This is a genomic window from Vibrio taketomensis (assembly GCF_009938165.1).
GTDB classification, from domain to species: Bacteria; Pseudomonadota; Gammaproteobacteria; order Enterobacterales; family Vibrionaceae; genus Vibrio; species Vibrio taketomensis.
Genome location: NZ_AP019649.1, coordinates 1,657,014 through 1,671,065 on the forward strand (window position 1 = coordinate 1,657,014; position 14,052 = coordinate 1,671,065).

Here is a 14,052-nt window from a genome sequence, read left to right on the forward strand (position 1 = left end):
ATAGATACCGAATAAAACAGCCCGCCATTTGGCGGGCTTAATTTTAACTCACACTCCAACGAGACAATGACCGCTTGAAATCGTCATAGTCAAACTGATTAAGCAGTTGAACCTCACCACCAACTCGCTGACAATAAACTGATGGCATTCGCAACCCATTAAACCAATTCAATTTCACCATGGTATAACCTGCACTGTCAGCGATATGCAGTTGTTGCCCTATTTGAAGCGGCTCGCTAAAACTGGCTTCGCAGAACTGATCGCCCGCCAAACATGAACAAGAACCGATGACGTAGTGATACGCGCCATCATCATTCGCTTCGCTGATCGATGCAGGTTCGTTGTAAATCAGTGTATCCAATCGATGAGCTTCAGTTGCCGAGTCAACAATCGCGGTTTTTTTGATGTTTTCTACGATATCCACCACAGTCACTACGAGATCCGTTGTTTGAGTGATGATCGCCTCTCCGGGCTCGAGATAAAGCTGAACTCGATGTTTTTCAGCAAAAGCCTTTAATGCCAAACCTAGCTTTTCAATATCATAGCCAGGCCACGTAAAAAACACACCGCCCCCTAAGCTTACCCAATCGAGTTTATCGAGATATTGACCAAATTGAGTCGAAATCGACTCTAGCAAAGCAATAAATGCATCAACGTCTTTGTTCTCACAATTCATGTGAAACATAACACCATCGATCGAATCAAATACCTCAGAGTTGAGATGATCGACTTGAACCCCCAAGCGTGAATATGCGCGAGCAGGATTTGCAAGATCTTGCCCTGCATAGCTCACTCCCGGATTCAAGCGTAAGCCCAATGATGCTTTGCCTTCAACCAAATGTCGGTAATGTGCTAGTTGTGATTGCGAGTTAAAAATCATTTTGTCGCATATGTCCGCGACTTGCTTAACGTCATCTTCACTGTAACCAACACTATAAGCGTGAGTTTCTCCACCAAATGTCTCATAACCTAACTTAACTTCGAAAGGCCCAGAGCTTGTCGTACCATCAAGATACGGCTTAATAATGTTAAACACTCCCCAAGTTGAAAAACACTTCAGTGCTAATACCAACTTGACGCCGGAGATTTGTTTAAGCTGCTTTGCCTTCTCTAGATTTTCGATCAACTTGGCTTCGTCGATCATAAAATAAGGCGTTTTTAGTTCATTATGCTGCATGTCTATTACCTAACACCTACACTGCGTCTTTTATCGCTCCGGATTATGCCTACGCCTTAAGTCTGGAATCGCGCTTTACGTATCCTTTAACTTTTTTAGTCACTACTTCAACGTATGAATCAGCGGCTGTCCTACAGGCAATTCAAGCACATCCCACGTAAGTCCAACGGCTGGCATGGTTTCGAGGAACGGGTCAGGGTTAAGTTGCTCCATATTGAACACCCCTTTGTCTGCCCACTCTCCACGAAAGAACTGCAACGCAGCCGTAATAGCAGGTACGCCTGTGGTGTACGAAATAGCTTGATGCTCCACATCTTCGTAGGCTACTTCGTGGTCAGCATTGTTATAGATAAACACACTGCGTGCTTTGCCATCTTTACGCCCTTGCACCCAAGTCCCGATACAGGTCTTACCGGTATAGCCAGGTGCGAGTGAGGTTGGATCTGGTAACAATGCTTTTAATACATGCAACGGTTGAACAACAGTACCATCGTGTAACGTCAACGGCTCAGGGCTGAGCAATCCAATATCGCGCATCACATTAAAATAATTTAAGTAGCGATCACCAAACCCCATCCAAAACTCAATGCGTTTAGCTGGAATAAACTCTTTAAGCGAACGAACTTCATCATGAGCCATAGAGTAAACTTTGTGTACCACAATTAGGGAAGTCAAACTCCAACATACGCGAATGACAAGGCACCTGTTTCCACAGCCCCTCTTCCCAATAAAATGAATCGCCTTGGATTTCCAGCATATTGGTTTCCGGATCAAAATTGGTCGCGAATTTTTTACCATGATCGCCGGCATTCACGTCCATCACATCAATCGTGTCAATTTCATCAAATAGATACTTCACTGCATAAGCAGCAAATACTGAGACCACGCCAGGATCAAAGCCCGCCCCCAAAATGCCAGTAATACCGGCTTGCTCGAACTTATCTTGGTAATCCCATTGCCAGTCATAGGCTTGTGGTACTTGCTGTCCTTCACTGCACAGATCAACCGCAACCGAAGTATCTAGGTAAGAAACTTTCGTTTGATAACAGGCTTCCATAATCGGCATATTGACCCATGGAGGCCCTGCATTGATCACTAAATCCGGCTTAACCTCATTAATCAATGCAACCAAAGCCTCTATGTCATCTGCATCCACTGCTCGTGCCACTATGCGCTTAGACGAATCTTTTAAGTTTTGTTTTTATGAATCGATTCGATAATTTTCTCGCACTTGCTCTAGCGTTCGCGATGCGATCGTAATATCACAAGTACATCATTATTTTGTGCCGCTTTATGCGCCACAACCCAACCAACACCCCCAGCACCAATTTGTAAAATTGCCATCGTTTCCTTACCTCTCGTTTACTAGCTGAACTGCTAGTGATTTAACGTCATCCAACAAAGATTCAAAATCTTCTATTTTTAAACATGGATTCAATATGGTGAATTTAAGTGCGGACTTTTTCCCGACGACGGTTTCACCCAATACTGCAATTCCACGAGTTAAAGCTTCTACACGCAGTGTTTTGTTCAGTTCATCTAAATCATCAACTTGCCCATCAACAACACGAAATAGCACCGTTGTGAGCAAAGGCTCTGCCAACAACTCAAATTCTGGTCGTTCATTAATTAGATTCGCCACTTGCTGAGTTTGTTTGAGCAAATGATCGTACATTCGACCTAACTCTTGTGGTCCAACGCTTTGCATGGTCATAAATACTTTTAGCGCATCGAATCGGCGCGTAGTGGCGATAGATTTATCGACTAAATTCGGTAGTTGATCGTGTTCGCGATTAAGATAATCCGCGTGATGAAGAAGATATTTAAAGTTGGTTTTATCTTTAATTAGCAATGCGCCACAGCTGATGGTTTGGAAAAATAGCTTGTGGAAATCAACGCTTAAAGAATCCGCTCGCTCAATACCAGCAAGCCTTTGCTTGTGTTGACTAAAGATGAGTGCGCCCCCATAAGCGCCATCAACATGAAACCAAAGATCGTGTTGCTGGGCAACGTTGGCGATAGCATCAAGATCATCAATCGCCCCGTGATCCGTTGTACCCGCGGTACCGACGACGACAAAAGGTATCAAACCTTGTTGTTTTAATGCTGAAATTTCATTACGTAATGCCGATATATACATCATACCGCCACCGTCACATTCCACCGATACAACAGCTCGCTCACCTAAACCCAACAATGAGGCCGATTTCTGAACCGTGAAATGAGACTTTTTCGAGCATAAAATACGCAGTTTATGTGCGTAATCGGGTAAACCCTCTTTCTTAACAGAATGACCTGTTAGGCGATCTGCAATCCAATCTCTTGCAAGCAGCAGTCCCATCAAATTGCTTTGTGTTCCCCCGCTAGTAAACACACCATCCGACTGTTCACCTAACCGATATTTTCCGCATAGCCAATCAATTACCCTTTGCTCAACATAGGTCGCCGCTGATGCTTGATCCCATGAGTCCATCGATTGATTAAACACGGCAATGATAGATTCCGCGACAATTGACGTTAAAAGCGGTGGCGTATGCAAATGGGCAATACAGTTAGGGTGTTGAACAATGATCGAGTTCTTCGCAATTAACTGAATTGTTTCGTCGATAGTATGCAGCAAGCTTTGCGGTTGCGTATCTAAGTCCAGTGCAAAGATCGCCTGTTCTAGTAATTTGGGTTCAATCCCCGAATATGGTTTATCAATACTGCCGAAAAGTTGCTGAATAGATGACGTGGTATGGCTCATCACATTTTGATAGTGATGGGCACCGCCTTGCCCAGTCTGAACAAAGTACTGTGTCCAATCTCGCTGTTGGTTGTGTGATGAGTACGGTTCTACAGCAGCCGATGAAAAATCGGATCCTGCAACTAACGCTAACGACTGAAACGCCTTATCGTCAGCACTTTTTTCAACTTGAGAAGACCCGGCCGTATCACTGGCTAAGCCAACCGTTGCTTCCATTGATGTGGCTAATGACAATTCACCATTTGGTGCATTACTCATAACAATTCCCTTGAAATGTAGCTCGTCGCACAAATTCAATGTGTGCGAAATCGCGACATTTTCACGAACGCTAGGCACGCGAAATCCGTTCCATCATTGTGATGGATTAACATTCAACAATTGGGATCAAGGCTCAGTAATATTGCTCGTAATAAGCACTGGGCATTTAGGGAGAATAAAGCTGATGAGTGAGTAAAGTTTATATGATTTCAATGTTGGGTTTCCCTTTTACATGCCGTCAAAACAGCATAAGTATCCCTTCTATCGATAACGAATTTATCGATACCTACCCTACGTAAAACTACTCAGCTTGAATAGTTATACGCGTATCCCCCAGAATTCTCTCCGAGATTGCGCGCGAAAATAACACAGAACACAATTGGTGCGCAATATATAAACATCTAATCTTCATCTGCAACCATAAACACACCAAATTCACATAACATTTTCCAAGTAATATCGCTTCTTCACGTCATGTTCTGAGTCTAAATTTTCAACCTAACTTGTGCTTGTCGACACAAGCTCAACTACAAGTTACTTAATTTTCTCATTTTTATACAAATCTATTTCTACTTTTTAAACACTCAACTAACCTTTAACTTATCAACCTATACGAAATAAAAATGTTTCACAGGGAAAAGGTTCATATTGATTGGCTTTACATGGGGAGAGTCGCGTGAAAATAGCAATGACTGTTTTGGCAGGGATAATTGTCGCCAGCCACTCTGTAAGTGCTCAGACATTAGAGCAAGCTGTCGCAATAACGTTAAAATCAAATCCAGAGATCAAGCAAGCCTATAACGAGTATCTCAGTGCAGTAAAAGAGCACGATGCGTCAGGGGGAGCTTATCTACCAAGCATAGATCTTGATGCGGGTATAGGTTATGAAGGTATTAACCCAGCTGAATCAAGCGGAAGAGATGATACGGATTTAACCAGAAAGGAAGCAACGCTGAGCCTCACCCAGCTCATATGGGATGGTAACGCGACGCTAAATGACATCAGTCGGACCGGCGCGGATGCCGAATCGGTCAGGCTTCAACTTATCTCTGATGCATCTGATATGGCGCTAAAAGTGACCGAGGTTTACCTAGATGCCGTCAAAGCCACTGAAGTATTGGCGCTCTCAGAAAGCAATCTTGCAGTACACAAAGAAATCTATCGAGACATTAAAAAGCGTGCTGTATCGGGGCTAGGTTCAACCGCTGATGTTACTCAAGTCGAAGCACGTATCGCCAAAGCTCACGGTAACCTACTCGCGGCACAAAACAATCTCATTGATACTCACACTCAGTTCCATCGCTTAGTTGGCCAAGAGCCACTCGGTTTGATTTATCCACGCGCGGACGAGAACAAACTGCCCCTGTCTCTAACCGAAGCTATTGATGAAGCTTATGAAAAGCACCCGGTGATCAAAATTGCGATGGTTGATGTCGATGCTGCACGTTATCAATATGATCAATCAAAAGGTAATTACTACCCTACTATTTCATTTGAAGCGAGCCAATCATGGCGTGATGATGCTGGTGGTGATAAAGGCGAAAGCGATGAAACGCTGGCAATGCTTAGATTGCGCTACAACCTATTCAACGGCGGTAGTGACCAAGACCTTGCAGAGCGAGCGGCTTATCAACTAAACAAAGCGAAAGACTTGCGCGATAACAGCTACCGTCAAGTTGAGGAGAGTCTACGCTTATCATGGAGTGCACTTGACCTAACACTCCAACAAAAGAACTTTTTAGCTGACCATGTCGATTCAGCCTCTGAAACTGTCATCGCCTACGAAAAGCAATACCGAATCGGTAAGCGAACTTTGCTAGATCTACTCAATACCGAGAACGAATTATTCCAAGCACGCAAAGATTACCTCGATGCTCACTACGCTGAACAATATGCTAAGTATCGAGTTATGAATGCGACTGGTAACTTGCTAGATGCCCTTCTGGTTGAGATACCAAACGAATGGACTGAAAGAGTGGAGTACTAAATATGAGACCAACATTGCTACTCTCGATCATGCTTGGTGTATTTGCGACCTCTTCAAGCCAAGCTTACAACGAGTATGATGAATACTATCAAAACGATGAATATGACTATATTCCCACACCTGATGCCTACCAAATCGCCGATTTAATTGATGATGATCGAGATGGTGTCATTAATGCTCGCGATTTATGTGTTGCGACACCAGAGGGCTCATTAATCAATAATGATGGGTGTGGGGTTGTTGTGAAAGTGGAAGATGAACTGCAACTAAGAATTTTGTTTGCGAATGATTCCTCGCAAATCGAATCAATTTTTGAAACGCAGATAAAAAACATGTCTGATTTCCTCAAGCGTTTTCCTGAAACCTCAATAGAAGTGCAAGGTTATGCCAGCAAAGTGGGGGCACCTGAATACAACTTAGCGCTTTCAGAGCGCCGGGCTGTTGCGGTAGAAAAAGAGATTCTCGCGAACGGAATCACTCCCGACCGTGTCACTATCGTTGGTTATGGTGAAACTAATCTAGAAGCGCAAGGCGATGACGAGCTGTCTCATGCTCGCAATCGTAAGGTTACGGCAACCGTGGTCGGTTATGACGAAGAATTCGTCAAAGAATGGACCATTTTTAATACCATCCCTAAATAATTATCTAGCTATCGTTATTGATACAACAAAAAACGCCTCGGTATTCACCGAGGCGTTTTACTATTTGTTGCTTATCGTTTTTTTGGTAACGAGATATGCAGTAGGAAGTAACCTAAAATTGCTGCTGTCGTCGACCCCATCAAAATACCTAAGCGCGCGTAGGTATCAAACTCGACATTGGTTTGACCAAAGGCCAAAGATGAAATGAAGATCGACATAGTAAAACCAATACCACACAATACTGATACTGCAAAGATATGGCGCATATCAATACCTTCCGGCAGTTTCGCGATACCCATTTTGACTGCAGCATAACTGAAGCTGAAAATGCCAAGCGGTTTACCGACTAACAAGCCAAGTGCAATACCTAATGGCAGCATTGACGTCAAACCAGCCATGGATACGCCCTCAAGCGAGATACCTGCGTTACAAAACGCGAACAACGGTAGAATACCAAAAGCCACGTATGGGTGAAGTGCATGCTCCATGAACTTCAGTGGTGACTTTTCGCCCTTATTCCCTTTAAGAGGAATAGCAAAACCGATCACTACGCCGGCAAGCGTCGCATGCACACCAGATTTAAGCACTGCTACCCACAAAATTGCACCAACAATCATGTAAGGAAGAAGCTTAGTGACATGACGCGAGTTAAGCACAAACAGCGCAGCTGTCATCGCAAAACCAATCGCCAATGCGGTTGTTGATAGATCGCCCGAATAGAACAGTGCGATGATAACAACCACACCCAAATCGTCGATAATCGCAAGTGCCAACAAGAATACTTTTAGACTGACCGGAACACGGTTACCTAGCAGAGCCATGATACCCAACGCAAACGCGATGTCTGTTGCTGCCGGGATTGCCCACCCTTGAACCGCTTGTGGGTCACCGAAGTTGAATGCAAGATAAACCAATGCTGGTGCTAACATACCACCAACCGCTGCGATCGCTGGGAAGATAGCCGTTTCTTTTGACTTAAGCGCTCCCTCGAGCAATTCACGCTTAACTTCTAAACCGATCAGAAGGAAGAAGATCGCCATCAAGCCATCGTTCACCCAATGAGAAACCGACATACCAAATACATAAGTATGCAAAAATGCCTGATAAGTGTCGTTTAATGGAGAATTCGCTACGGTCATTGCTATCGCTGCTGCGATCACCAACAACACGCCCCCTGCTGATTCCATTTTGAAGAAATCGCGAATGATATCACTCATGTGATAGTCCTTATACTTATTATCGTTTCGATTAAAATCAATGGATAAGAGTGTATCGCCAACTGTTCCTTAGGAAAAATCGCTTGTTTTGATAGTTAACTTCGGAAAAACCGAATTAAAGTAACAAACCGTGCGCATATTCCGTAGGATTTTATATACCACAATGACTCAATCATTGAGATAACACTCTGATTACACCGTGTTATTTTGGTTTAACAACAAACAATAATAGAAAACATAAGAATAATTCACAAATATTATACAATGTAAAATTCTTACCACTTGAGAATTTGAGAGGCAGTTCAATAACCCGCGAGCTGCATAAAACCTTCACTAACGTGACTACCTTGCGTTGTCACTGGCCCTTCCCAATATGGCATAACGAAAGGTAGCCATAGGTTGGTGTTATTTGGTGAAACTTTTAGATGAATATTGTGTTTAGGGATATCGATTGACCAGTGCAACGGGATCGCTTTGTCACCCTGCAAAAACGAAGTTTGTAATGGCTCTATTGTGATGTCTTTTTCATCAATAGAGATTGTCTTACCTGAGTTGGTTGATAAGGTTGCAACGACGTGATGTCCGGCATTTTGATCTCTGTATTGACGGATCGAGAGCGTATTCTGAGGATCTAGATGGAAAACAAACCAATCCCAGCCTTGCTGTTCATCACCTAACAACCCACTGCCCCATTCTTTACTCATCCATGCTTCACCATCAATATGAAAGCTTGGACCTCCGTCTAAAGAGAGCTCACCAGATACATCAATAAATGGCGCACTCAAATTGTAAGACGCCAATTGATTGGACGCATTTTTACTTACATAACCACGTTTACCTGGTAATACAAAAGGCCCAAGCGCGGTGCTTTGCAAACTCAATTTCAATGAATCCGTCTCAACATCCAACACGCCAGGAAATGGGGTCGCACCCAATGACTCCCACGACCAGTTATCAATCCAAACTTTAAACGGATGGCTATTCACACCGGCTTGCCCAATACCTCCTCGGGCAATTCGCTGTTCATGCCAAACTTGATTTTGACTGGAGACGACGATATGAGACAACAATAGTTGAGAATTTTGCCAACCGTTAAGCTCTTGATGCTCGCTCGAAATACGGAAAAAACTCCATTGAATACCATATTTCGTACCTTTAGCATCGGATACGTTCGCAAAGAAATGCCACCAACCCTGTTGGAATCGCGGATCTAAGGCAAAGTCGCGAGGCAACAGAACTGGCTGATCTTCAGTGACGGGTTTAAAAGGTTTAATCGACTGATTGAGAAGCAATTTAACTTGAGCGTTGTCGGACGAAACCTCGCCATCACTGGACTCACTACTGAAATATAGTAACGCTACACTACAAAAGCAGATAATAAATAGCAGGGTTAGCGGTTTAATCGAAAACTTGCGCTTCATTTATAAGGCGTCTCTTAGGGATTTCATCGGCGTATTACGCACCAAACGCAATACTGGCATCGCGCCAGCAATGACCAATGACAGCATTGCCAAAGCAATCGTATTTAGGTATTCAGAAGGTATAAATTGTAGCTCTAACGTCCAGCCAAAAGACTGTTTTATCACGATATCCACCACTAAATTGGCCAACGCAAGACCTAACGGCATCGCGATAATTATTGCGATCGCGCCGAATACAAACAGCTGCATACTACCCATAATAATCAATTCTTTTCCTGACATACCAAAGCATCTAAGCAAAGAGATGTGGCGCTGACGAGCAACCTCACCTGCTACGGTAGAGAAGAAAATACCAAAGACTGCGATGACTAATGTAATGCTGCCCAACGTGTCGGCAATCGAGAACGTTCGGTCGAAAACATACATCGCTTGCTTATGGATGCTACCATTATCAAAAATACGCTCAGCACTGAGTCTAAACACTGACTCCATACGCTGTTTCAAATTGTCTGGTGTCGCGCCATCTTGAAGCACCGCTCCCAATGCAACAGACCCACTTCCCGCGAAGCTATACAACCAATTTCGATGTGACATCAATACCTGATTGTATGGGTTGCCATAATCGTAGTACACACCCACAACCTGCCAACCTTGGCCAGCCTTTCCATGCAAGTTAATGTAATCGCCTGGACGAATACCCTGCTTTAACGCCATCGACTCACTCACCATCACACCTTTAGAGTGATGTAAGTGGTACCAGTAATTCGGGATACCGATTTTTACGGTTAACGCTTCTAACTCACCTTCCGATGCGCCCGTACTGACCATTTGTAACGCGCCATCAGGCGTTGGTGATTCAATCTCCCAGCGCCACCATACGGATTTGACCTCTGGTTGCTTACTCAGCCATGAACTCAAACGCGCCGCCGAACTGCTGTTAGGGTGAATATAAAGATCAGCGGCTAAACGCTGGCTTAACCATTTATCGGTGGTATCGCGGAAGCTACCTACCATGGTTTCAATCCCAATATTTGCGGCCATTGCTAGCATAAATGCCATTGTTGCAACACCACGGTAACTCATACTGGCTGCAGCATCAGAGAAGAACCAACGCACTTTCACCCAACGCATGGAATAGCTAAAGCTGATGAATAATCGCCATAACAAGAATGGTGTAAACAGCGCGACGCTCAAAAGCATCAAACCAATGATAATGAAACCGGAATTCTCCGTTTGTGGCGCTTGGTAAATTGCGACCGCAACTAATGCGAGTGCTAATGCGATCAATGCCTGAATGGTAAACTCTGTTCCGGTAAAACGCAGTAGCGAAAGACGCGTGGACAATCGCGCCGGCTGTGAACGGAGCAAACGAACTAAAGGCCATGCACATGACGCGACCGCGCCAATCAAAGTCATCGCCAAGCTAAATAAGCTCGATCTCAAGCTCCAGTGAATATTTAAGCCAATATTGGCGTTATAGAGGTCTTCAAGGCTTGCCGATACGCTTGGGATCAACTGATTGGCAAGCACCATACCTAAAACGTTGCCGCACAACCAACTGCCCAATACCAACGCCAATAACTCAAGTAAAAGTGCTTGGGCTAATTGCCAGCCGGAAACACCTGTTTGGCGTAACGTACCGACGAGAGGTTGTCGTTGGGTCAGTGAAAGCGACATCGCTTGATAAAAAATGAACAAGCCGACTAAGAACGCCATCATGCCCATTGCGCTCAAGTTCATGTGAAATGCTTTGGTAAGCGATTGCAATTCAGCTTGAGAACTACGAACCAATGACAAACCGTGCGGCAACTCATTCTTAAGCTTTTCTAACTTAGCCTCTGGCATTTCGGCGCAACCAATCATCGAAATACCTGCACGATTAGTCAACGATCGCACCAATGCCATATCAGCAATAATACGCGTGCCATTTAAACGGTTCTGACGGTCAATCAGCAATGGACCAATTTCACGTCCATCAGCCAAGCGAATAGAGTCACCATCTTGCCAGCGCATATAATTGGCTAAGTCATAGCTCACCAAAATGGGATATGGCGCTTTCATCAACCCTAAAGAATTGAGGTCTTGAAAAGTAATCGTTTTTTCAAAAGAGAGCATCGCAACTGGATCAATACCAACGAGGGTAAGGTTCAGATTTTTTGCGGTATGAATATTGATGCTATTGAAGGGCGCACATTGGGTAAAGCCCTCTCGACGCAATTGGATATAGTAACCCTGCGGTATTTGGTTGACCGCATGTTTAGGTCGAATTCGGTATGGCAATGGGTTAGAAAACAACTTCTCGCCATGTTGATAGCTTTGACGGGCATGCTCATTGATAGCCGTTACACCAACTAAAAGAGACACACCAAGTGTTAAGCCAAGCCAGACAAGAAGAATTTGAAAAGGGTAACGTCTGTAGTGGCCAAGTAGTGCTTTAACTACGGGCCATAACATGAAGTTGCCCTCCTTGTAGACGCACTCTCCCCTCCATGTGTTCCGCGACTTTTTCACTGTGTGTTACTAACAGCAGCGTACACTCAAGTTGGCGAGTTAATTGTGTTAGCAAGCGCATTACGGCTTCTGCATTTCGCTCATCAAGACTACCTGTCGGCTCATCGGCTAACAAGATCTTAGGCTCCATGTATAAGGCGCGAGCAATCGCAGCACGCTGCTGCTGGCCGCCAGAAACTTCTTCTGGGTATCTTCCTAACAAAGGCATCAGATCAAGTGCAGACAAAATTTGGCGCCACAACCCCTGATTTTCAGGTAGTCCTTTAAGTTGACGACAAAAACGAATGTTGTCTGCAATGTTTAGCGTTGGCAGCAAGTTATATTGCTGAAAGATAAGGCCAATGTTATTACGGCGATAAGCAGTGCGGCGGCTTTCAGATTCTTCATGCATCATAAATTGTGGAAACTCAATCAGACCGGAATCCACAACGTCTAAACCAGCGATGAGATTGAGCAATGTACTTTTGCCTGAGCCGCTTTCGCCCATCAAAGCGATTTGCTGCCCTTGCGCTAAAGTTAACTCAGCACCTTGTAAAACTGGATGAAATTCACCACCGTCCACATAGCCTTTACACAGGTCTGTTAGTCGTAACATTTACTGCTCACCATTAAGAATTCTGGGGAGTGAATCTACACTAAATCAGCCTCAGTAGGAAGCATTTTGGACGTCAGATCACAGATAACAAACGAAGTTGCATATCAACAATGTTATGTTTCTAATTTTCAATCAAATTTTTCAGCCACTTCTTGCTCTTAACCCGGTAGAGCGAACCACCCCACTTAACGACTTCTTCCGTCAAAAAGAGTACATAAATCATTTCAGGTGGCCACTTCCAGTAAATGGCTGCAACAGCAGCTAATGGGATACTAATTAACCACTGTGCGATAAGGTCTTGGTAAAGGCAAAATTTCACATCACCACCAGCACGTAGAATCCCGACGATGGCCATCATCGGAATACAGCGAACCAACAAACCTAAACTCAATACAACAATGAACTTATCGGTCAAAGCACGAGTTTCTGGGCTCAATGCAGAAAATGAGTCCAAAACCATATCTCGGCTCACATAGAGTATGATGGCGACAATGACGGCGGCGAAAGCACTTAAAAACAAAATGCCAATCGCTTGATAGTAAGCTTGCTCATACTTCTTCGCGCCAATCTGATTACCAACTAACACTGAAGCAGCATTCGACATCCCAATCAGCAAAGCTAAAGAAATTGATTCTACGGGCGTCATAACTGAAAGAGCCGCTAGACCTTGAACGCCAGATTGTCCCATGATGGCGTGATAGGCGAACAATCCACCCGCCCAAACAAGAAAATTCAGTGTTGTTGGCAGTGATAACCGCAGAAAACGAATCACGGTGTGCATTTTAAGCGTTGCAGCAATATCGCTTAGTTTGAACGCGAGTAAATGATGCTTGAAATGCAAATAACTATAGAGCGTCGCAACTTCAATGGCGCCACTAATGACCGTTGCAATCGCAGCCCCTTTGATACCAAGAGCAGGAAAACCAAATTTACCGAAAATCAGCACCCAGTTGAGGAAGATATTCGAGAGAATACCAATTCCACTAAAAAACGTACTTAACCCTGGTTGATGAACTGCACGAAGCCCCACCGACATACTCGCAACACACGCAACCGCGAGCATGGTTATGGCCGTGATCACTAAATATTCGCTACCAAGTTGTTTTACTTCAGTCGAGTCCGTCGTTAGACCCATAATTTCAGTCGGGAAAAAGACAAATAACGCCACACTAAGCAGTGCAAACAGCATGGCCATAAACCAAGTTAACGCAGTACTTTCGCGCACACCTTGTTTATTACCCGCCCCCCAATATTGAGCCGTTAACATGGCACCGCCAGTCGTTACACCAACTAACATAATGGTGGTTACAAATGTTGCTCTTGCAGCAACCCCCACTGCGGCAATTTCAGCCTCTCCCAGCTGCCCAAGCATCAATACATCCACTAAACTGCGGCTAGAAAACATAATGCTTTGTAATGTAATAGGCAGAGCAATCGCTATGAGGCGACGAACAAAATCGCGATTAGTATGGGTAATCACTTGAGAGAAAAACATCAAT

The 14,052-nt window shown here is 44.2% G+C and carries 8 protein-coding genes and 2 pseudogenes; 2 read left to right on the plus strand and 8 right to left on the minus strand.

Going from position 1 to position 14,052, the window contains the following annotated elements; all coding sequences use genetic code 11:
- Positions 1-43: 43 nt before the first annotated feature.
- From nspC to Vt282_RS07615, 3 genes and pseudogenes are all read right to left on the minus strand, one after another.
- Entirely contained in the window at positions 44-1,177 is a 1,134-nt protein-coding gene (gene nspC, locus Vt282_RS07605) for a carboxynorspermidine decarboxylase (protein WP_162063030.1), read from the minus strand.
- Between the two features lie 102 nt (positions 1,178-1,279).
- A pseudogene (locus Vt282_RS07610) lies at positions 1,280-2,521 on the minus strand (carboxynorspermidine synthase).
- 7 nt (positions 2,522-2,528) lie between these two features.
- Positions 2,529-4,001: pseudogene (locus tag Vt282_RS07615) on the minus strand (pyridoxal phosphate-dependent decarboxylase family protein); the annotation flags it as partial.
- Positions 4,002-4,869: 868 nt separating this feature from the next.
- Between Vt282_RS07615 and Vt282_RS07620 the strand changes: the two are divergent.
- Both Vt282_RS07620 and Vt282_RS07625 read left to right on the plus strand, forming a co-directional pair.
- Positions 4,870-6,168, plus strand: coding sequence for a TolC family outer membrane protein (locus tag Vt282_RS07620; RefSeq protein ID WP_174238908.1), 1,299 nt, complete (start codon positions 4,870-4,872; stop codon positions 6,166-6,168).
- Between the two features lie 2 nt (positions 6,169-6,170).
- A complete protein-coding gene (locus Vt282_RS07625; RefSeq protein ID WP_162063032.1) occupies positions 6,171-6,809 on the plus strand; it encodes an OmpA family protein in 639 nt (212 codons plus the stop codon).
- Positions 6,810-6,880: 71 nt separating this feature from the next.
- Here Vt282_RS07625 and nhaA read toward each other — a convergent pair whose 3' ends face one another.
- The 5 genes from nhaA to Vt282_RS07650 form a co-directional block, all read right to left on the minus strand.
- Entirely contained in the window at positions 6,881-8,026 is a 1,146-nt protein-coding gene (gene nhaA, locus Vt282_RS07630; protein ID WP_162046244.1) for a Na+/H+ antiporter NhaA, read from the minus strand.
- 302 nt (positions 8,027-8,328) lie between these two features.
- Entirely contained in the window at positions 8,329-9,447 is a 1,119-nt protein-coding gene (locus Vt282_RS07635) for a lipocalin-like domain-containing protein (RefSeq protein ID WP_162063033.1), read from the minus strand.
- Positions 9,448-11,901 carry an ABC transporter permease gene (locus Vt282_RS07640; RefSeq protein WP_162063034.1) on the minus strand — a complete coding sequence of 818 codons (2,454 nt, stop codon included), beginning with the start codon at positions 11,899-11,901 and terminating at the stop codon, positions 9,448-9,450.
- The gene (locus Vt282_RS07645) at positions 11,882-12,553 is read right to left on the minus strand and encodes an ABC transporter ATP-binding protein (protein WP_162046241.1); all 672 of its coding nucleotides are present in this window, start codon (positions 12,551-12,553) and stop codon (positions 11,882-11,884) included. The genes Vt282_RS07640 and Vt282_RS07645 overlap by 20 nt, the downstream gene beginning before the upstream one ends.
- Before the next feature lie 121 nt (positions 12,554-12,674).
- Positions 12,675-14,048, minus strand: coding sequence for an MATE family efflux transporter (locus Vt282_RS07650; protein ID WP_162046240.1), 1,374 nt, complete (start codon positions 14,046-14,048; stop codon positions 12,675-12,677).
- Positions 14,049-14,052: the final 4 nt, after the last annotated feature.

Excerpts from the sequence above, each read along its gene's own strand:
- nspC (WP_162063030.1), bottom strand. The coding sequence starts at position 1,177 with ATGCAGCATAATGAACTAAAAACGCCTTATTTTATGATCGACGAAGCC.
- Vt282_RS07620 (WP_174238908.1), top strand. The coding sequence starts at position 4,870 with ATGACTGTTTTGGCAGGGATAATTGTCGCCAGCCACTCTGTAAGTGCT.
- Vt282_RS07625 (WP_162063032.1), top strand. The coding sequence starts at position 6,171 with ATGAGACCAACATTGCTACTCTCGATCATGCTTGGTGTATTTGCGACC.
- nhaA (WP_162046244.1), bottom strand. The coding sequence starts at position 8,026 with ATGAGTGATATCATTCGCGATTTCTTCAAAATGGAATCAGCAGGGGGC.
- Vt282_RS07635 (WP_162063033.1), bottom strand. The coding sequence starts at position 9,447 with ATGAAGCGCAAGTTTTCGATTAAACCGCTAACCCTGCTATTTATTATC.
- Vt282_RS07640 (WP_162063034.1), bottom strand. The coding sequence starts at position 11,901 with ATGTTATGGCCCGTAGTTAAAGCACTACTTGGCCACTACAGACGTTAC.
- Vt282_RS07645 (WP_162046241.1), bottom strand. The coding sequence starts at position 12,553 with ATGTTACGACTAACAGACCTGTGTAAAGGCTATGTGGACGGTGGTGAA.
- Vt282_RS07650 (WP_162046240.1), bottom strand. The coding sequence starts at position 14,048 with ATGTTTTTCTCTCAAGTGATTACCCATACTAATCGCGATTTTGTTCGT.